This is a genomic window from Chitinophagales bacterium (assembly GCA_016787225.1).
In the GTDB taxonomy this organism is placed as follows: Bacteria; Bacteroidota; Bacteroidia; order Chitinophagales; family JADJOU01; genus CHPMRC01.
In genome coordinates, this window is sequence record JAEUUY010000020.1 from 53,337 (window position 1) to 74,776 (window position 21,440).

Below are 21,440 nucleotides of genomic sequence, written 5' to 3' on the forward strand. Positions count from 1 at the left end.
TAAGTCCATACCTATACATCCGCACAAATATAACGCAAGAACTTCTTTTAAAGTGTACAAATAGAAATCTTTATGAACTAGAACTTGTTAATTTAAACAAATTAGATTTGCTTGAAATTCAAGTTTGATTCAAAAACTTTAGCTTTGCTGATTAAAGCCTATATTCGAATTGTCTAAGTCCTTTTTGATTTTATCTTTCTTATTATTAACCGTGGACACGTTTGCCCAGAAGAAAAATAGTGTGACAGACTCATTAAAAAATAGACTAGTTTCAGAAATAGTCATTACGGGAACCAAGACGTTTAAAAGGAAAACAGAAAGTCCAGTGATAGTCAATGTCATGGATAGTAAAACATTGAATAATTTACAAGTTTGTAATCTCTCCGAAGGTCTGAAATTTCAGCCAGGACTGCGTATTGAGACAGATTGTCAAACATGCAACTATACCCAACTTCGAATAAATGGATTGCAAGGTGGGTATTCTCAAATTCTCATCAACGGCAGACCTATTTTCAGTCCTATGATGGGCCTTTATGGTATGGAACAGCTTCCGGTCAATATGATAGAACGTATCGAAGTGGTAAGGGGTGGTGGTTCTTCTTTATATGGTTCTAGCGCGATAGGAGGTACAGTGAATGTCATTACGAAATTGCCGAAGAAAACGAGTTATGATATCAATAGTTTTTATCAATCGGTCAACGGGAAATCCAATGATATCAATCTCAATGGAAATGCAACAGTGGTAAATAAAAATAGAAATCTGGGGTTAAGTATTTTTCTAAATAAAAGACATAGAGATTATCTGGATGTTAATGGTGACAATTTTTCTGAACTACCGAAGCTCGAAAATAATTCTCTAGGCATCAGTGGATTTTATCTTCCAAAGGAAAACCAAAAACTAGAATTATCCGTGAGTTATCTCAACGAATACCGATATGGCGGTGAAATGAGAGAAATCCAACCTCACCTGGCCATGCAGTCCGAAGAGCGCAAGCATTCTATTTGGCTAGGAAGTTTTGATTATCAAATTAATTTTAATAAAGATAAGTCTTCATTGATACTTTTTGGGGCTTTTCAGAATACAAATAGAAGTCATTATACAGGTATTTTTCCAGATAGTAGTTCAGATATTACACGCCATTTGGCACAGCCGCCTTATGGAAACTCCCAAGCTAGAACTATTCAAGGAGGATTTCAGTTAAATCATAGACTAGATTATTTCTTCAAATCTAGGAATGTATTCACCTTAGGTTTTGAGTATATTTCTGATCAAGTTCATGATGAGATTCAAAGCTATAACTACCTGGTAAATCAGCATACTAAGGATTTGGGTGGATTTATTCAAAGTGACTGGGACATTACTCCACAGTTAAATCTGTTATCAGGTATTCGACTAGATCATCACAATTTCGTAGAAGATATTATCTGGAGTCCACGCTTAGCTTTACTCTATAAATTCAAAAATAATACGCAGTTCAGGATAAATTATGGAGCTGGATTTAGGGCACCTCAGGCGTTTGATTCTGACCTTCACATAGCATTTGCTGGTGGAGGTGTATCGAGAGTTCAGTTATCTAGACAGTTAAGTGAAGAAAACTCCCAGAGTTTATCTACATCATTAAACTACGACAAAGGAGGAGATAAATGGATAGCTGGATTTACCTTAGAGGCATTCTATACTTATTTGAGAAATGCCTTTGTGCTTCAAAATCTCGGGCAGGATAGTTTTGGAGAGATATTTGAAAAGCGAAATGGATTTGGCGCCAGTGTGCGAGGGGTCACTCTGGAGTTACGCGCCAATTACAATAAAAAATTGCAAATTGAAGCAGGCTTTACTCTTCAAAATAGCCTATTTGAGAACGAGGTGGAATATGTACAAGGCTTGCCCGCTACTAGGGATTTCTTGCGCACGCCTAACCAATATGGGTTTACTAATTTGAGTTTTACTCCAAATCAAAATTGGAATATCAATCTCAACTACGTCTATACAGGCAGCATGAAACTAGCTCATTTCGGAGGTGCAGAAAATTTCCAGAATGATGCCATGGTCGAAACTTCCGCTTTTTCTGAAATTAATACAAAAATAGCATATAACTTACCTTTCAAAAAGTTTAAGAACAATTTTGAAGTTTATGGTGGAGTGAAAAATGTCTTTAACTCTTATCAAAGTGATTTTGATATAGGTAAAAATAGAGATAGTAACTATATCTATGGACCCAATATGCCGAGAACTTTTTTTATAGGTATAAGATTGCGTGGTTAGTTTTGTGTATTGTGCTAATTAATAATTGCAATAGTCACTAAATGCAAGTGAAATTATTATATTAAGAAACTCGCTCTTTGCAATCGATCATTTATTGCCAATCCCAGCCCTTCTTCAGGAGCCCATTCGCAGAGAATATATTGCGCTTGGCACTTATCTGCCTCACGCATAATCTTAAAGAGATGTTGGGCTGCTTCTGCACTAGAGTTCTGAGACGTTAAAACATATTGTTTTTTGACTTCGATATCTTTCAATTTATTGTAATTGATGATGACAATTTCATTTGGATTCTTATCGAACATTAGTTCTTCAATATCTCCTACTAATAGAGGTGTTTGTGTAGCATAATGACTTTTTAATTGTCCGGGTGTAGCAGGTTGGTTATGATGAATATCCACACGTATCTTTTCATTTAGGCATGCTTCTATCTCTTCGATACTCAGGCCACCTAGTCTATGAATTGCTATTTCTTCACAACTTTCATCATATCCTACTATAGTGCTTTCTAGTCCTACAATAGTTTCACCACCATCTAGAATATAGGGTATTTTCCCATTTAATTGCTCAAATACATGTTCGGATGAGGTAGGACTTACCCTTCCAGAGAGATTGGCACTTGGTGCAGCCAGAGGAAAATCGATTTTATGAAGAAGGTCAAGAGTAAGCGGATGATTCGGTATGCGTATCGCTACTTTTGAACTACCAGCTGTTACTATATCCGGAACTATATTTGATTTAGGTAGCAATACCGTTAAAGGTCCTGGTGAAAACTTTTGGATTAGTTTTTCAATTTTAGGAGGTAAATACAAGACGTATTTTTTCAGTGCTTCTATACTTGCTACATGTAATATCAAAGGATTAAACTGCGGTCTATTTTTAGTCAAGTATATTTTAGATATCGCTTCTGCTGATAACGCATTACCAGCCAATCCATAAACCGTTTCCGTAGGAATGGCAACTAATTCTCCTTCGATTAAAAGTTGTGCGGCTTTGTCTAAATCTAGACCAATATGAGTTTCCATAAATTAGAACTAATAGTGATAACTATTAGTGAAAATACATTGCAGTTAAAAATATTTTGCCTTAAATCTAATGTCTAAAATCTATTATCTAACTTCTCAACTAACCTTTAAAATAAAGAATAACTCCAGCAGTGATAAGCATATTGATAAGGGCTAATGGAATCAATTTCTTCCACCCAAGATCCATTAATTGGTCGTATCTGAATCGCGGTAAAGTCCAGCGAATCCACATAAAGACAAAGATAAAAAATACAGTCTTAAGCATCATGGCTCCGAATGAAAGCAATGCAAGTGGAATACCTTCAAAATGCTGCATACCAGGGAAGGCATAACCTCCAAAGAATAATACAGAAATTACTGCTGAACTCACAAACATATTAATATACTCCGCAAAAAGGAAAAAGCCGAGCTTCATACTAGAAAATTCGGTATGATATCCTCCAATAAGCTCTGTTTCGCATTCAGCCATATCAAAAGGTGCACGGTTACATTCTGCTAGAGCGCAAGTAAGGAATAAAATGAAAGCTAATGGTTGATAAAACACATTCCAATTAAGTCCTTGTAAAGCACTGATACCATACAAACCACCAGATTGAGATACTACAATATCTTTGAGACTCATAGAGCCTGTCATCATCACGATTGTAATTATGAGCATGCCCATAGCCAATTCATAAGAAATCATCTGTGAACTCGCACGAATAGAAGAGAAGAGAGAATACTTATTGTTACTCGACCAGCCTCCAAGTAAGATACCATAGATCCCTACCGATAGAAAACCTAAAATATAGAGAATACCAATATTTATATCCGATAATTGAAGCGATATCAACCGACCGTGAAGCATAAAATCTGCTCCCCATGGGATAACAGCACTGGTCATAGTAGCTGTGAGCATAGCTATACCAGGACTCAATATAAACAATAGTTTATCAGAATTAGCTGGAATAAATTCTTCTTTGAAGAACATTTTACCACCATCTGCCAATGGCTGCAATAAACCAAAAGGTCCAGCTCTATTTGGGCCGATTCTATCTTGTAAAAAAGCAGCAACTTTTCTTTCTAAATAGGTCGAATACATAGCTACAACCAAAGAAAGTGTAAATATCCCAACGGCAAGAGCGGATTTTTCTATGATAAATTCCATTATGAATCGTTAAAGTTTATACTAAAAGGCAAATTTATAAATTAATAATTAATCTGAAAGAATGAAAATGAGACCTTAAGTTTAACATATTCCTAACTGCAATTACCTTAGATTTGCCTAAAACAACAAATAGTATTTTTTTGAAATCGCATTATCTTTCTCTTTTAAGTATTAAATAATAACATTCCATGAACCCATTTGAACTCTACAACCCTACCAAACTTATTTTTGGTGTTGATTCCTATCAGAGAATTTCACATGAAATACCTGAGGATGCAAAGATTCTCCTGACCTATGGGGGAGGAAGTATTAAATCTAACGGGATTTATGAGACCGTAATCAAAGAATTAAAAAACTTTGAAGTAATTGAATTTGGTGGGATAGAAGCTAATCCAACTTTTGAAACCCTTTCCATTGCTTTAGATATTATTAAAAAGGAAAATGTAAATTTTCTATTTGCCGTGGGTGGTGGGTCTGTGATAGATGGCACCAAGTTCCTAGCTGCTGCTGCTTTGTATGATGGAGATAGCTGGGATATACTTAAGAAAGGAATACGTGTATCCAAGGCTTTGCCCTTCGCTACGGTATTAACACTACCTGCTACAGGCTCTGAAATGAATAGCGGGGCAGTCATCACTCGAAAATCGACAGGGGAGAAGCTCGGAATGGGAAGCCCTGTCTTATTCCCAAAGTTTTCTTGTCTAAATCCTGAGGTCATAAAATCACTTCCGCGGCGACAGCTAAAAAATGGTATTGTCGATGCTTTTACTCACGTTTTAGAACAATATATGACCTATCCTATAGGGGCTGAATTGCAAGATAGAATCTCCGAAAGTATATTGAAGACGTTGATAGAGATTGCACCTAAAGTCATATTCGAACCATATAACCAAACCATAGCTTCCAATTTTATGTGGTGCTGTACGATGGCATTGAATGGTTTGATTCAGAAAGGAGTCCCTACAGACTGGGCTACCCACATGATAGGTCACGAATTGACTGCCAAATATGATATAGACCATGCTATGACCTTGGCTATTATATTCCCGAATCTTTGGCGATATAAATTTGAGAATAAGAAGGAAAAGCTCGCACAATATGCTGAGCGTATTTTAGATATAAATACGGGCAGCATGGAAGAAAAAGCGGAACAAGCGATTCAAAAAACATTAGAGTTTCTCCATAGTATCGAAGTCAAAACGAAATTGAGTGACTACACTGAGAAATTTCAAGGCTTCTCAGATGAAGTCAAGCAAACTTTTGAAACTCGGAATTGGATAGCACTTGGGGAGAGGAAAGATATAACTCCTGAGGATGTGAGGAAGATTGTGGAGATGAGTTGCTGATTTTGACCTGTGTTAAATTAGCGGTTAATAATTAATTTATTCGCCGCAAAAATGCGTAGATTAACTTTTTAAACTTTATTCTAATCCTTCTTCCTTCCCACCACATCTAAGTTATGAAAATAAACCTCATCACCTAAAGCAGATATTTTATGTTCCTTCACTTCATGGATATACTCTATGTCGAAATGATAAAAATAATTTAGTGCTTTTTCTCTTGAGACTAGGTATAAATGATTCCAGCTGTGAAGAGGACCAAAGAAATTACCGCTAAATCGTCCTCCTGGTTTGATATTGGCAACTATCTTATGCATAAGTGTATCGAAGTATTCCTTTTCACAAAAAGGAAGAACGTAGGAACAATTCATGAGATCTACCATTTCCCACGATATTTCTTTAAAATTAGCTCTAGTGAATTGAAGGTTGGAGCACTTTGAAAAACGCTCTTGAATGATATGTTGTGATTTTTCCTCTGGATCTAAAGCGATCACATTCCAGCCTTTTTCAAGAAGATAATTGATGTCATTTCCCGCCCCCGATCCAATATCCATGCATAGCCCACGAAAACTTTCTTTTTCAAACAGTTCTACAGCTCTCACTAAATTTTCCCTAGTAGCTCCATTTCTCGTTTTTTTGAAATAAAGCGGCCAGTTGGCATCATTAGATGTTAAGTTATTTGTTTCGGACATAAATATGTTTTATATTTTGCATTCCTGTTTCACGCACATCTATTTCGAAACTTGGTATTGATTTGATGAGGGGTAGTAATTTCGGAAAACCAAAATTGCGGGGATCGAAGTCTGGTCTACGTCTCAAAATATAATTACCCAACTCTCCTAAAAATGTCCAACCACTCTCATCTGCTAGGTCATTGACACTTTGTTTTATAAGTTTAATCGTTTCAGTATTGACTTTATTTAGTGGTTCTTTCTTGATTTTTTCTTTCTTATCTGATTTAGAAGCTACAGCAGGTTCTGTTTTCTCAGCCTTGAGTATTTCGATATAGATAAATTTATTACAGGCTGCTATAAAGGGTTGCGGTGTTTTCTTTTCACCGAAACCGATGACCTTCATTCCAGCTTCTCGCAGTCTAGTAGCTAGTCGTGTGAAATCACTGTCGCTGGATACGATACAAAACCCATCCACCTTTCCTGAATAGAGAATATCCATAGCATCAATAATGAGTGCGCTGTCACTCGAGTTTTTACCTGTCGTATAGCTGTATTGCTGTACAGGTGCTATTGCATTTTCCAGCAAGATATTTTTCCAACCAGAGACTGTAGGTTTGGTCCAGTCTGCATATATCCGTTTGATAGTAGGCGTTCCATTCTTAGCTATTTCTTCGAGCATTTCTTTTACATTGGTATAGGGTACATTGTCCGCATCTATTAGTACTGCTAATTTTTCATCTGTCATTATGTCTATTATTTGTTTTTTTTTGTTGGTATCCCAAATAAAGTAATTTCTTTAGTATAAAATAATTGCTTGCGTTTTTCTGGTTTAGTATTGATATATTCATTCACAAATTTAGATTGCTCTTGTATGTTTTTTTCTAATTCAGCTATACTTTCTAATAAACTCTCTGGATTGATTCCTAGTTTTTTATCTACATATTTTATTGACAATAGCTTTATGGAAGCTAATTCCAGAAGTTGTTTGGGAGAGAGAATCATCTTTTTTAATTCTTCATCAGTCTTAGCAGGACTAAATTGTTTGTTTCGAAAATTAATGTATATATTAAATTTTTTTACCGCTTCATTATAGTCAGCTACCGCTTCATTATATGGAATGATAGTTACTATTTGTTTTAGATATATGTATCTGTCAAATATAATACTATGACTCAGTCCATTAGCTTCTATTCGTTGTAAAGCAGCATTCACCTTTTCTAGTTCAGATAACCTAGGCAATTCTTTGAGTAATTTCTCATAGTCAATTTTTGTTTTGTTAGAGCTAGGTCTGGAATGCAGGAAGTCATTAGCCCTTATAGGATTTGCAGAAAACTGCCACAGATAATCGAAGGGATAATGAGTGGATTCAAGCTTAGAAGGTTTAACCTTATAATATTGGTTATCTAGTTTTTTGATAAATCTTCCTTGATTTACATTTCCAGAACCCCAGGTCACATCAAAAAGATACCATTTCCCTTCTATTTTAGTCGCATTCCATGAATGTGCCATTCCATCAGTATTTCCATTTTGTTTAGTCATACCTTCTACGACATAGCTTTCAAATTTTAATTCCTTTGCCAAGGCATTAAAGACCTCAGCATAATGCATGCAGACTCCGATTTTTGATTTCAATCCTTTTTCTATCTTATTCTCTGTTGTTTCATTAAAGTTGATAGCAAACATGTTGTCTACGTCATACTCAATATGATTAGCTGTAAAGAAAAATATAGCGCGAATCTTGTTGCTATCTGATACGAAGTTTTCTTTGATATAGTTTGCAATAGTTGCAATGGACTTCGTTTGAGAATTAGGTATTTTGAGCATTCGATTATCTACTTCGATATTGCTTAATTGCGCTTTAGCGGTTAAAACAAAGAATAGAAGAATAAAGATAAAAAGCTTGTTCATTGAATGAAAATCAAAAGTTAGACATTAAATTCGTTCAATAGATTATTTAATTAACAAATATTACCCCGCTATCACCTTCCAAAGCTTTTCTTTTAGCTTTTCAATATTTCGCATTGTGAGAGAAGAAATAAATATCACATCCAAAGATTTAGGCAATTCTTTTCTTATCCAACCCTCAATTTCATCATCGACTAAATCGCATTTGGTAATTGCTAAAAGTCTCTTTTTATCTAATAATTCAGGATTGTATTTTTTCAATTCTTTCAATAATATATTATACTCTTTTTTCACGTCCTCAGATTCGGCTGATATCATAAAGAGGAGAGCAGCATTGCGCTCGATATGACGCAGGAAACGATGTCCAAGCCCTCGCCCCTCGGCAGCACCTTCGATAATTCCGGGTATATCAGCCATACAAAAGGAAAGATTTTCTTTGAAGCTGACCATACCGAGTTGAGGAACCAAGGTGGTAAAAGGATAATTTGCTATTTCTGGCTTGGCAGCAGAAACAACCGAGAGCAGGGTAGATTTTCCGGCATTGGGAAAGCCAACTAAACCTACATCCGCCAATACTTTTAACTCGAAAATAATCCAATCTTCTTCTCCAGTCTCTCCAGGCTGAGCATGCGTAGGAGCTTGATTGGTGGCTGTTTTAAAAAAAGTATTCCCCAAGCCACCACGACCGCCTTTCATCAAGATAATCTCCTGATTTTTTTCTGTAATTTCAAACAAGACTTCTTCTGTCTCTGCATTTTTACAAACCGTACCCAGCGGTACCTCCAATATTTGATCTTTCCCATCAGAGCCTGTGCAGTTGCCACCTGCACCATTCATTCCATCTTCTGCATGGACATGTTTTCGATATTTTAAATGTAGTAAAGTCCAAAGTTGGGGATTTGCTCGCACGATAACATGTCCGCCTCTACCGCCATTGCCTCCATCAGGGCCACCTTGAGGTACAAATTTTTCTCTGCGAAAATGCATACTACCGCCACCGCCCTTTCCTGAGCGACAAAATATTTTTACGTAATCAATGAAGTTACTTTCCAATCTTTTCAGTTTTTAGTTTTAAGTTTTAAGTAATTGAAAAGTTAAAAGTAGATTCAATCTTGTATCTGCTTTATAGCTTAAAAATTTGAACTTATATTTTACATTTAATTCTTTATCCAATAATGATTTGTCATTCTTCCTTGCCAATCTATTGTTTGTTTTAATACCCCGCCATTCTTTTGTATGGTTCTATTCGATGCCATATTATCAACAGAGCAGGTTACTAATACATTTTCAATGTTAAATTTTTTAGCTTCTAATAGAGTTAATTTGAGAATTTTCGTAGCATACCCTCTTGACCTCATGTCAGCTCTTGTCCCATACCCTATATGACCTCCCATTAATTTTAATCTTTCATTCAAAAAATGTCTTAGATTAGACATAGCTACAAATTTTCCTTCTTCACTTAGCAGACAATACGTGCTACTAGGCACGTAATGTTCATCTGGGTCATTTTCTAGTTTTTCAATCTGTGTTATAAAATCATCAAAATCAGAAAATTCAAATGAAAGGGGGAATGGTGATTGTTCTTTATAGTCTTCAATTTTACCCCAACCCTCCAACATTTCCAAATATTCATCTTTGTAATCTCTAGTTAATTTGACCAATTTCATTTTGAATACCTAACAACTAAAAACTATCTACTGCGACTGCGCACTGAATGAACTGCGACTATAAACTACTATCTATAGCCTTCGTAATATCGCCAAAAATCACTTCAATCTCACCAATTCCATTGACTTTAGAAACCTTACCTTGGGTCTCATAATAAGGGAGAACATGGACAGTCTTGGTAAAATATTCATCTATTCTTTTAATAAGTTTTTCTGCATTATCATCGGCTCTGCCGCTGACCTTTGCTCTCTCAGCTATACGTTGTTCGATTTCAGACTGAGAGACCACAAGTTCCAGGACAAGATTTACTTTTTGACCTTTTGATTCTAAAAATTTATCTAAGGCTTCAGCTTGCGGTACTGTGCGCGGAAAACCATCTAGGATAAATCCTTTGACATCGGTATGCTGAGACATTTCATTTTCAAGCATGCGTATAGTTATTTCATCTGGAACCAGAATTCCGTTATCGAGAAGTCCTTGAACTTCTCTCCCTAATTCTGTTTTATTTGCAATATGCGTGCGGAACATATCACCCGTAGAAATATGCTTAAGTTGATATTTCGCTATGATTTTGTCTGATTGTGTGCCTTTACCAGCGCCGGGAGGACCGAAAATGACTAAGTTGTACATGTTTATTATAATAGAATTAATTAATAAGAAGCCAAATAGTGCGACTAACTCTCAAGGTATATGGAAGAACCAACAATGCTAGAACCCCCATAATAGCCAAAGTAAATGTCAATGACATTTCGAAATAAAAAGTAAGTGTTAGTGCTACGAATAAGAAAATAAAAGAATTAACTAGATAGGAAACATACATAGCCCCGAGATAAAATCCAGGCTCAGGTTCAAAATTTACTTTGCAATTAGGACACTCCGCATGCATAGCAATAAAATGGAAAATGTTGTATGATGGATATTTAAACATATCGGATTTACCACATTTGGGGCACTTACAGAAAAGGATATTGAATAATTTAGACATAAATTCTATATAGCCTACAAATTTAATAATAAATCTTTAGTTAGTAAGAAAAGTCTTATTCTCGCTCTACTCCTGATATAGACTGCGTACGATACCATCTGCTAGCCCTATTTTGGGTACATAAATATCGTTGATTTTTGCTGATTTCATTATGGTAGTATAGATTTCCAAAGCTGGAACTATAACATCTGCTCTATCTGGGTTATAGTTATATTGTATAATACGTTCATCGACAGTTAGCATTTTAAGTTCTTTATACATGTCCTTTAAATAACGTATAGTAAGAGGCTTACCTAAAGGTTTTTGACTTTTCTTAAATAGAGTATTGATATTGCCTCCAGTTCCCACGGCGACTGTATCTTCGGCAAGTTTAAGCTCTTTTATAAAGTTCTCCATTTCAATCCATTCTTTATACTCAACTAGGTTTTTTAATGCGCGCACGGTACCTATTTTAAAACTACGACTAGCGCGTGACTTACCTTTATAATAGTATGTAAGCTCTGTGCTTCCCCCGCCTACATCTATGAATAGATAGCCTTTTTCATCTTTGATATAGTCGATAATTTGAGTCGTATAAATGATTTCGGCTTCTTCTTTTCCATCTATGAGCTCTATTTGAATCTCACTATTTTGAAAGACTTTTTTTACAACATCCTCTGCATTGCTGGCCTCTCTGAGCGCAGAAGTAGCACAGGCTCTGTACTTTTTTACCTTGTAGCATTTCATTAGGCTATTAAAAGACTTCATAGCTTCGGTCAACATTTCTAAAGTATCTTCCTGTATTTCATTCTTTACAAAACTGTCTGACCCCAATCGAATAGGAGCGCGAACGAGTATAGTCTTGTCAAATCGAGGTTGATTATTGATAATATATAAATTCATAATCAGCAATCTCACTCCATTAGAACCTATATCAATTCCGGCATATCTCTCTATTTTCATAATTATGATTTGTAAAAATTAGAAATAGCGTCCCAACATTTAGCCTTTAAATCGACATCCTTAGATTCAGTTAAGATATAAAGATTTTCTACCATTAGAATTTGATGCATTTCGAAAGTACTCGGAACTAATTTTTTTAGCTGAATAGGTAAGTTATTCATAAGCGCATCTTCTCCAAATATGAAGATTTTGTTAAAATTGAATTCATGTATAAAATGGATGAAATTAGTTGAATTAGAGCCATTTATATTGACAACATAAATGTTTTCAATATTCATCATGAGTTTTTTAAAGACCTTTGTCAAAGTTTTATAATCTTTGCTTTCAGACAGAGGAGAGGTACAATTCAAAATACAACAAATACTGGCGAATTTACTACCTAGATTTTCGTATGAAATAGAATCAGAATTAAGTATTGGTTTCGAACTTACCGTTTTGCTCTGAATAGTAGAAAATAATTTTACGCGATTGATAAGCATTTTTAAAGCATGAGTTGGGACATCAAAATTACAAAAAATCCGAAAACTAATCTGAATAATACCGATTTTCAGAATTTAGGTTTCGGCAAGACATTTACCGATCACATGTTTATCGCAGATCATTATGATGGTGAATGGCGTGATTGTCGTATCGTTCCTTTTGGTGATTTAAATTTACACCCTGCAACTTTTGCTTTGCATTATGGACAGAGTATTTTTGAAGGGTTGAAAGCGGAAAGAAGTCCAGACGATAAAATTCTTGTTTTCAGACCAGAGGCGAATGCAGAGCGTTTTCGCTTATCTGCAGAGCGTTTGGCTATGCCAGTTGTTCCTGAAGATTTATTTTTACAATCGATAGCAGAGCTGATAAAAATAGATGCAGGCTGGGTGCCTAAAGGTATAGAGAATACAAGTCTTTATATACGACCATTTCTATTCGGTACAGATCCCATTCTTGGCGTAAAAATAGGACAGCATTACCGCTTTGTTGTCATTATAGGGCCTGTGGGATCATATTATGCAGAGCCAGTTAATGTCTTGATTCAGGAGAAGTATGTTCGTGCTTTTCCAGGTGGAACAGGTGCTGCCAAGTTTTCTGGCAATTATTCTGCGACCTTACTTCCCGTCAAAGAAGCCATGGAGCAGGGTTGTAATCAAATATTGTGGACGGATGGTTTTGAACATAAATACTTCCAAGAGATAGGAACAATGAATATTTTCTTTCAAATAGGGGATACATTGATTACTCCATCTTTGGAAGAAGGTACCATACTTCACGGTGTTACGAGAGATTCTATACTCAAACTAGCTGCGGATAAAGGCATCAAAGCGGAAGAACGAAAAATATCGGTAAATGAATTTATGCAAGCCTACGAGAATAAAACCTTGCGCGATATGTTCGGCGCTGGTACAGCTGCAGTAGTCAATCCTATAGCGGGTTTCGTCTATCATGGCAAACAATACAACCTCGACTTTATGGATCGTCAGGTCTCCCAACTGATGAAAGCCGAAATTGAAGGGATAAAATCTGGTCTTATTCCTGACCCGCATAATTGGGTGATGGTGGTGGAGTAGATTTCTTAAGTAAAGAACAATATCTATTGCAAGTAAATTCTCTAAACTTTAGTTGATTTCTTTATAGAATTAAGAACTCAGCTGTTTGTTTCCTTTATCTTTATTCTTTATTTTCGTATATTCGCCATCCATTTTAAAATCAAGTTATTTAAACACACCCCATTCTTCAACGCAATTTTTAGTAATCTGTCGTATACAGATTATTAAATCTAAAACACAACATGTATGGCTAAGAACCGATTTGCTACCAAGGCACTCAATCAAAAGGATGAACCTATTTTAGTTGCTCTCGAATTAAACGTAAACAGCATGAATATCGAAGTGAGATACTTTCTCACGGCAACTATGAAGGATGACGAAATCGAAGATTTTATTAAGAAATTTAGCAACGGAGAAGAACCTAGCTTTCCAGAAAATACAACTTTGGAGAATAGAAGTTTTACCGAAGAATCTCTTTTACCGGACAATATCAAGATAGAAGGCAAGAGCGGAGCTATTCGTCAGTTGCAAAATGAATGGTCTTATTTGCTTTTGAATGCTAAACTTTTTGAACAATTCAATGCCCAATTGGAAGATATTAAAATCAAAGCTGCTGAATTGAAAGGCTTTAGCTCAGATCTTTTCGATGAAGCTAAGGAGTTCTGGGAAAAAGTACTGGAATACAAGAAAGAAAGAGAAATCAGCCAGGAAAAACTCACTTACTTTAAGGAAGAAATTAATGGCGTCTTTGATCATTTGAAAAAATTAAAAGAATCATTACTAAAAGAAAAAGATGCTGCTTCTGAAAAAATTCGAGCGGAGTTTACGGAAGTTTTAGCAGGTATTGATGCGAGATTAGAAGAACAAGGTGTTCGGTTTAACACTATAATGGATGAGTTAAAGGCTCTGCAGACAAAACTTCGTGGAGAGGATATCAAACGTGATATTAAAAATATTTTATTTGATGATATTCAAGCACGCTATGATAGAATCAAAGTGAGAAGAGAAGAGGTGCTCGGTGGAGTCAATAATTCTAGAATTGATGGATTGACACAGGCATTGGAGAGAATGCAGAAGTCCTTGAGTATAGATGTAAAAGATTTAGAATTCAATACCAAGAAACTGGATCACGTCAATAATAAATTAGAATTACAACTTCGTGAAGCTAAAATCAATGTTTTGAAGGACAGAATTGCTTCTAAAGAAGAGAAAATAGCCGATATCCAAAAGACTTTGAATAAGTTGAATAAGAAGTCGACTCCTAAGGATAGAGAAACCACTGAGACAAAAAAACAAGATAAATCAAAAGCAGACAAGGTAAGTCCTGAATCAGCAGACAACTCAAGGTCGAATGATGAGGCGAAACCTATTGAAGAAGCTCCATTAGTAGATCAACAAATGGTTGAATCACCCATCGAAGACACTCCCGAAAAGGAATAGAATTCTGAAATCAGTCTGCGTTCTATTTTTTTACATATTACAAATTAACTCCACCAACTACCCTACTCAATGGAACCATTCATCAGTTTACTAAAACAGTCCTTGTCTAGCTATTTCAAGACAAATTTTCCAGATGTGCTTCCCTCGGATTTTGTATTCCAATCGACGAATAAAGATCACAACGGGAACTTGACTTTGATGGTATTCCCTCTAGCTAAACTGGTAAAGCTAAATCCAGATAGCTTGGCAGGTTTATTGGGTGAGCATCTAAAAACTACAGAATGGGTTGACAATTTTGAAGTCATTAAGGGATTTTTAAATCTTCATTTATCCAAGCAAGCGTTTCAAATGGTTGTGTCAGATGCCTCAGATTTGACTGTTAAAATTTCCGATACCCAAAAGATAGTATTGGAGTATTGTGGACCCAATACAAATAAGCCTATCCATATTGGTCATTTGAGAAATATGTTTCTTGGTTATTCGGTTGCTGGTATTTTAAAAGAAGTAGGTCACGATGTTCATAAAGTCAATATATTCAACGACAGAGGAATAGCTATATGTAAAAGTATGATTGGTTACCTAGAATATGGCAATAACACCACGCCAGAATCTGAAAATATGAAAGGGGATTTTTTTGTTGGTAATTTTTATATACTATTTAGTCAGGAGTGCAGTTTGCAGGCAAAGCCACTCATAGAACAAGGGATGAAGAAAGAGGAAGCAGAGGCTCAAACAGCCATTTTTCAAAAAGCCAATGATTTATTGCTCAAATGGGAAGCTGGAGACCAAGCTACTATAGAATTATGGAATAAAATGAACAACTGGTTCTATAGTGGTGTACGACAAACTTACGCTAGACTGGGTATAGATAGTGAAAAAGACTATTACGAAAGCCGTGAATACAAGAAGGGTAAAGCTATAGTAGAAATTGGATATCAGAGTGGCGTGTTCCAAAAAGATGAGACTGGAGCTATTTACATCGATTTGACTGACAAAGGTTTGGATAAGAAATTCCTTCAGCGTTCCAATGGTACTTCTCTTTACATTACCCAAGATATGGCCTTGGTCAAACAGCGTTTTGACGACTATCATATGGACAAGATGATTTATGTCGTAGGTGATGAGCAAAATTACCACTTCAAAGTCTTGAAATATATCATGGAGGCCATGAAGGAGGATTTCTCCAAAGATATTTATCATCTATCTTATGGTATGGTATTAGGTAAAGATGGTTCTAAATTCAAGTCTAGAGAAGGCACTCCAGCGGATGCCGATTTAATCGTAGATGCTGTGGTCGATGAAGCCAGAACACAGACACTAGATAGTGGTAAAGCGGAGACTTTGACGGTGAATGAAATAGACGAAATAGCAGAAAGCGTGGGCCTAGGAGCTCTAAAATTTGCGCTTTTAAAAGTTACTGCCACAAAGAATATAATTTTTGACCCCAAAGAAGCCGTTGATCTCAATGGAGACACAGGTTCATTCATTCAGTACACCTATGTCAGAACCAAGGCCTTATTAGCCAAATGGGATGATAAATTTTCTCAAGTTATAGATTTTGATTTACATAAAGAAGAGGAAGATTTATTATTACATTTATCCACATATAAACCTACACTTAAACGATGTGCTGAAGCTTTAGATCCTGCCGAATTGGCATTATTTACACTTCAATTAGCTAAAATTTACAATCGTTTCTATACACAACTACCTATATTAAAGGAAGAAAATGAAGAATCGCGACGATTTAGAATGTTTTTGACATTTTTGACAAGCGAGATACTCGCTAAATCGCTTACTATACTCGGGGTACCTTTGCCAAATAAAATGTAACTATTCTTTGTAGAGTAAAACAGTTGGAATTTATGCTAAAACTAACTTAAATTCTCTTTACTTTTTTTAAAACTTTAAAAACAATAATTTAATTGGATTTTCATTAAATTTGTAGTTTACATTTACAAATGAAAAAACTAATTGTAATTATCCTAATCGGGATAAGCTTAAGCCTTAGAGCACAGTCTATTCAAGACACTATCGATAATCCTTATTGGATAGCGATGATGTCTGATAGAACCATCAACATTAATAAAACAAAACGCGCATATGATCTTTATTTTTCAAATAAAGCCAAGGTCAAAGGTACGAGTTATAAACAGTTCGAACGCTGGTATCATCACTGGTCTATGAAAGTCAATAGCGATGGTAGTTTTCCTGCTCCAGATCACACGATACAAGAAATTAGGAAGTTTAGAAGAAATAATTTGACTCCACGTTCAGGAACAGGAGCTTGGAAAAATTTAGGTCCATTTGATGATCCATTTTTAGTAGGAGAATTTGTAGGAGTAGGTAGAGTCAATGCGATAGGATTTCACCCTACAAATGAAAACATTATTTACGCAGGTGCTCCTCAGGGAGGTTTTTGGCGTACTTACGATAAAGGCGCTAACTGGACATCCACTACAGACAACTTACCTACATTGGGAGTTTCTGCTATTGCCTATATACAAAATTCCTCTTCTGACTCTGTGATATTGATCGGAACAGGAGACCGAGATGCGAGTGATGCTCCAGGTCAAGGGGTTATGAAATCTACCGATGGTGGAGTTACCTTTGTTTCATCCAATACGGGTATAGGTAATCGCATAGTGGGAATGTTCGCTCAAAACCCACTAAATAAAAATACAATATTTGCTGCTGTCGATAATGGTATTTATGTGAGTTATAATCAAGGCGCAAATTGGATACAACGATCTAGTGCTGGAAATTTTAAGGATATTAAATACTGTCCTGGAGACACTATGACACTTTATGCGACACAAAATGGTGTATTCTATCGTTCAGTGGATGCGGGAAATACATGGACATCTATTTCCACTGGGATGACAGCGACAGGTAGAAATAGATTGGCTATTGGAGTCACTGCAGCGAACCCAAACATTGTGTATGTAGTAGCTAGTAAATCAAGTACGAATGGGCTCGAATCATTTTATAAGTCGTCAAACAAGGGACTTAGTTTTACAGCCAGGATAGGAGATACCTTTAATATTCTGGGAAGCAATACAAACGGCTCTGCTTCGGGTGGTCAAGGCTGGTATGATTTAGCTATTACTGGAAATGACCAAGATTCCAATATGGTCGTCGTAGGAGGAGTCATTCAGTTTAGAACCAATAACGGTGGTACTTCTTGGTCGGCCATTTCTCACTGGTTTGGAGGTGGTGCACCTTTTGTGCATGCAGATGTACATTATCTAGCCAGAAATCCACTAAATAATGAATTGTATAGTGGAAATGATGGCGGAGTCTATACCACAGCGAATAATGGTACTAGTTGGACTATTCGCAATAAAGGTCTTGCCATATCTCAGTTTTACAATTTTGGGGTTTCACAACTTTCCAAAACTAAATTTATTACAGGTGCTCAAGACAATGGTACGAGCTGGGGCTCAGATAGTGCTAGCTGGCAGACAGCTTCATTTGGTGGGGACGGTATGCAATGTGAAATAAGTAATTTTGATACAACGGTCATGTTTGGAAATGTGCAATATGGTAGTTTGCGCCGAACAAAAAATAATGGAGCGAGTTGGCAGGGTTTAGCAGGTTCTATTCCAGGTGGTCCTGGTCCTTGGGCTGCACCATGTCATTTGCACCCGAGATTAAATGACATTATGGTGATACTTTACACGCAAGCTATTATTAGTAAAAATATCGTATCAGCAGCCAATCCTACCTTTGCTAATTTTACCACCGGTGTTACTGGTACAGGGAATGCTATTCGCTTTTCAAATGTCAATGACTCCCTCGTTTTTATGGGCTGGACCAATGGAAATTTCCGAGTAGCCAATATTCTAGCAAATCCCATTACGGTCGATTCTATGTCTAGACCAGAAAATAGTTCTATTCGAGATATAGAAACCAGTTTTAATAATGAAAATGTAGTATATGCCGCTTGTGGAAATAGAATTTATAGATCGACCAACAAAGGTGCTACTTGGACGAATATTTCAGCTAACCTTCCTAATATCCCTATGTTCTCCATTGTTTTGGATAAGAACTCTCCTGAGGGCTTGTACGTTGGCACTGATGCTGGAGTTTACTACAAAGATTCCTTAATGGCTAACTGGATTTTATACAATACAGGTCTTCCTCTTAATTCAGAGATTCGTGACTTGGAGATTGTTTACGATACGATTTGCTCATCCAATTCAGTAATATTTGCAGGTACCTACGGCAGAGGATTATGGAAAGGTGATCTAAGAGTTTCAGAAACACAACCCAATCCTGACTTTACCATCGTCTCTACTGCCTGCTCAAAAGATACTGTACAAATAACAAGCTCAGTAACCAGCGTGACCAACAATGGAGCACCTAATAGATACAAATGGACGATAACTCCTTCCAGTTTTACTTACACTAATGGAACTTCAGATACCTCTATTCACCCGAAAATTGTATTTAATCAAGCCGCTAAATACAGCATTTCACTTAAGGTAACCAAACCTTTTGGAGGTTTCTGCACTGTGAAGAAAGATTCGATAATTTCCATTGGAAAATCTGGAAAAGTAATATTAAAAACAGCTACAGATACTTCTATTTGTCTTGGGGATAGTGCATACGTTCGTCTAGGAGGCATGGAGACATTTACCTTTAATCCTAGTTTCCTCGTTCATCAATTTAATGATTCCTTTGCCTACATTAATACAAATGCTTCAACAAATTATACTATAGTAGGCTTTAATAATGGCGCATGTCCTGATACCAGTTATTTTAATCTGACGGTTAAGACCAAGGTTATCTCTTCCCAAACGGGTTCATTGAAATATTGCCAGGGAGATTCCACTACAATCAGTTTCTCAAATGTAGATTCGGCAATATGGACTCCACAATCAGGAGTAGTAGCTATTACTCAAAGCCAACACAAAGTTAAAGCTAATACTAGTGCAAACTATCAGGTGCGTCTAGTTAAAACAGGCTTTTGTGACGAAAAGGTAACCGTACCAGTTACTGTTTTAAACTATGCTAATTTTGGACTATCTAAAACAGGAACGCAAGAAGTTTGCATAGGAGATAGCTTAGCTGTGACTGTCAATGGTTCTATCCCTTCAAGAATATGGACACCTAATTCTAATGTAATTACTTCTGGTTTAAACTCCTATGAGTTCAAACCAAATAATTCTACAAAATATATTATTACCACTTCCGATACAAACTTTTGCCCTGCTAGTAAAGATTCTATACAAATTAATGTATTAGCCAAGCCTGTAATTTCCGTTTCTGGTCCATCAATAGCTTGTGGAGGTTCTAAGTTTAAATTAATAGCTTCAGGAGGAGTTAGTTATTCATGGTCTCCTTCCACATTTCTTAGCGCAGCAAATAAGGATACCGTAGAATGTCAGCCAATGTCAAGCATTACATACTTGGTTACAGGTTCTAATGGCAAATGCAATAATTCCGCACAGAAAACAATCAATGTATCCGCGACTGCTTTAAAACTGGAATATTCTGGTCGTACTGAGGCTTGTTTAGGAAGTGGGAATATAGAATTATTTGTAAAAGGAGCTGACTCATTTCAATGGCGTCCTGGTCACTTGGTCACAGATGAATTTGGAGATTCTGTTCGGGTGAATACTAACAGTGACATTACTTTACAATTAATAGGTAGAGCAGGGAATTGTAGTGATTCCATTCTTATTCCTATAAAAATAAGGCCTATTCCTGATGTCAAAATTGTTGATAAAAACTTTTCGCCAATCTGTGAAGGAGAGTCTATTGTTTTTAACCTAACAGGTGCCAATCAATATATTATAGCGCCACTGTATAACTTTTCTAAGCCAACCAATAGTTCTTTTAAAGTAAATCCCAAGGTAACTACCAAGTATATTGTAAGAGGATCTAATCAATATGGTTGTGAAAGCAAAGACTCTTTGTTGATTTCTGTAAATCCCAAACCATCCCTTATTATAAATCCGAAAGATACAACTATAGCTAGAGGTCAAAATCTCAATTTGTCAGCTACAGGAGGAGATAGCTATACATGGTTACCGAATAGATATATTATAGGAAGCAACTTAACCTCGTCCATTAGTATAAAACCAGATAGTGATATAGTTTACACAGTTGATGTAGCCTCCGCCAATGGATGCAAAACAAAAGGTTTGGTCTTAGTTTATGTCAAACAGGATCCCAATCCACCGAGTGGAATCGTAAGTGATAAATATGGACAGGTACTAGTTTATCCTAACCCAGCTAGCAATTATTTAACTATTGAGACTGAAGAAAAATTAAACTTTTACTTGTTTAATAGTATAGGAACACAAGTTATGATGAAAGAAATAAAGGATAAAAATACGCAAATTTCAGTGGAACATTTATCGAATGCATTGTATACGGTTATGTTGGAGACTAAAAATGGACTTAGAAAAATATTTAAAATTGAAATATTGAAATAGACTTAAATGATATGTTCAATTTAAGGCATGTAAATTGTTTAACTAATCAAAATGAACTTCAGTGAATTACTTCAAA

Annotated in this window: 17 protein-coding genes; 6 read left to right on the top strand and 11 right to left on the bottom strand. The window is 36.1% G+C overall.

Annotated elements, in window-relative coordinates; all coding sequences use genetic code 11:
• Nucleotides 1-211: 211 nt before the first annotated feature.
• Entirely contained in the window at nucleotides 212-2,263 is a 2,052-nt protein-coding gene (locus JNL75_06960; GenBank protein ID MBL7789558.1) for a TonB-dependent receptor, read from the top strand.
• 56 nt (nucleotides 2,264-2,319) lie between these two features.
• Here JNL75_06960 and JNL75_06965 read toward each other — a convergent pair whose 3' ends face one another.
• Together JNL75_06965 and nuoH are read right to left on the bottom strand one after the other, a co-directional pair.
• Nucleotides 2,320-3,285: a threonylcarbamoyl-AMP synthase gene (locus JNL75_06965; GenBank protein ID MBL7789559.1), complete on the bottom strand. Its 966-nt coding sequence runs from the start codon at nucleotides 3,283-3,285 to the stop codon at nucleotides 2,320-2,322.
• Between the two features lie 100 nt (nucleotides 3,286-3,385).
• Nucleotides 3,386-4,432, bottom strand: a complete 1,047-nt coding sequence (gene nuoH, locus JNL75_06970) for an NADH-quinone oxidoreductase subunit NuoH (protein MBL7789560.1) — start codon at nucleotides 4,430-4,432, stop codon at nucleotides 3,386-3,388.
• A 188-nt stretch (nucleotides 4,433-4,620) separates the two neighbouring features.
• Between nuoH and JNL75_06975 the strand changes: the two genes are divergently transcribed.
• The gene (locus JNL75_06975) at nucleotides 4,621-5,778 is read left to right on the top strand and encodes an iron-containing alcohol dehydrogenase (GenBank protein ID MBL7789561.1); all 1,158 of its coding nucleotides are present in this window, start codon (nucleotides 4,621-4,623) and stop codon (nucleotides 5,776-5,778) included.
• An 80-nt stretch (nucleotides 5,779-5,858) separates the two neighbouring features.
• Here JNL75_06975 and JNL75_06980 read toward each other — a convergent pair whose 3' ends face one another.
• The 9 genes from JNL75_06980 to JNL75_07020 form a co-directional block, all read right to left on the bottom strand.
• Nucleotides 5,859-6,464, bottom strand: a complete 606-nt coding sequence (locus JNL75_06980; protein MBL7789562.1) for a class I SAM-dependent methyltransferase — start codon at nucleotides 6,462-6,464, stop codon at nucleotides 5,859-5,861.
• Nucleotides 6,448-7,191 carry an NYN domain-containing protein gene (locus JNL75_06985; protein MBL7789563.1) on the bottom strand — a complete coding sequence of 248 codons (744 nt, stop codon included), beginning with the start codon at nucleotides 7,189-7,191 and terminating at the stop codon, nucleotides 6,448-6,450. Before JNL75_06985 ends, JNL75_06980 begins: the two co-directional genes overlap by 17 nt.
• Before the next feature lie 8 nt (nucleotides 7,192-7,199).
• A complete protein-coding gene (locus tag JNL75_06990; GenBank protein ID MBL7789564.1) occupies nucleotides 7,200-8,354 on the bottom strand; it encodes a hypothetical protein in 1,155 nt (384 codons plus the stop codon).
• A gap of 60 nt (nucleotides 8,355-8,414) precedes the next feature.
• Nucleotides 8,415-9,404, bottom strand: coding sequence for a GTPase ObgE (gene obgE, locus JNL75_06995; protein MBL7789565.1), 990 nt, complete (start codon nucleotides 9,402-9,404; stop codon nucleotides 8,415-8,417).
• Nucleotides 9,405-9,508: 104 nt separating this feature from the next.
• Nucleotides 9,509-10,018 carry a GNAT family N-acetyltransferase gene (locus JNL75_07000; GenBank protein MBL7789566.1) on the bottom strand — a complete coding sequence of 170 codons (510 nt, stop codon included), beginning with the start codon at nucleotides 10,016-10,018 and terminating at the stop codon, nucleotides 9,509-9,511.
• 58 nt (nucleotides 10,019-10,076) lie between these two features.
• Nucleotides 10,077-10,649, bottom strand: a complete 573-nt coding sequence (locus tag JNL75_07005) for an adenylate kinase (GenBank protein MBL7789567.1) — start codon at nucleotides 10,647-10,649, stop codon at nucleotides 10,077-10,079.
• A gap of 16 nt (nucleotides 10,650-10,665) precedes the next feature.
• Complete coding sequence (locus tag JNL75_07010; protein MBL7789568.1) at nucleotides 10,666-11,004, bottom strand: DUF983 domain-containing protein; 339 nt, start codon at nucleotides 11,002-11,004, stop codon at nucleotides 10,666-10,668.
• A gap of 66 nt (nucleotides 11,005-11,070) precedes the next feature.
• Entirely contained in the window at nucleotides 11,071-11,946 is an 876-nt protein-coding gene (locus tag JNL75_07015; GenBank protein MBL7789569.1) for an exopolyphosphatase, read from the bottom strand.
• 2 nt (nucleotides 11,947-11,948) lie between these two features.
• Nucleotides 11,949-12,425, bottom strand: coding sequence for a hypothetical protein (locus JNL75_07020; protein MBL7789570.1), 477 nt, complete (start codon nucleotides 12,423-12,425; stop codon nucleotides 11,949-11,951).
• Nucleotides 12,426-12,434: 9 nt separating this feature from the next.
• On the opposite strand from JNL75_07020, the gene JNL75_07025 reads away from it, so the two are divergent.
• The 4 genes from JNL75_07025 (at nucleotide 12,435) to JNL75_07040 (ending at nucleotide 21,364) form a co-directional block, all read left to right on the top strand.
• Nucleotides 12,435-13,499, top strand: a complete 1,065-nt coding sequence (locus JNL75_07025) for a branched-chain amino acid aminotransferase (protein MBL7789571.1) — start codon at nucleotides 12,435-12,437, stop codon at nucleotides 13,497-13,499.
• Between the two features lie 225 nt (nucleotides 13,500-13,724).
• Nucleotides 13,725-14,918: a hypothetical protein gene (locus tag JNL75_07030; protein ID MBL7789572.1), complete on the top strand. Its 1,194-nt coding sequence runs from the start codon at nucleotides 13,725-13,727 to the stop codon at nucleotides 14,916-14,918.
• A 69-nt stretch (nucleotides 14,919-14,987) separates the two neighbouring features.
• A complete protein-coding gene (gene argS / locus JNL75_07035; GenBank protein ID MBL7789573.1) occupies nucleotides 14,988-16,751 on the top strand; it encodes an arginine--tRNA ligase in 1,764 nt (587 codons plus the stop codon).
• A 128-nt stretch (nucleotides 16,752-16,879) separates the two neighbouring features.
• Nucleotides 16,880-21,364 carry a T9SS type A sorting domain-containing protein gene (locus JNL75_07040; GenBank protein ID MBL7789574.1) on the top strand — a complete coding sequence of 1,495 codons (4,485 nt, stop codon included), beginning with the start codon at nucleotides 16,880-16,882 and terminating at the stop codon, nucleotides 21,362-21,364.
• Nucleotides 21,365-21,440 lie beyond the last annotated feature (76 nt).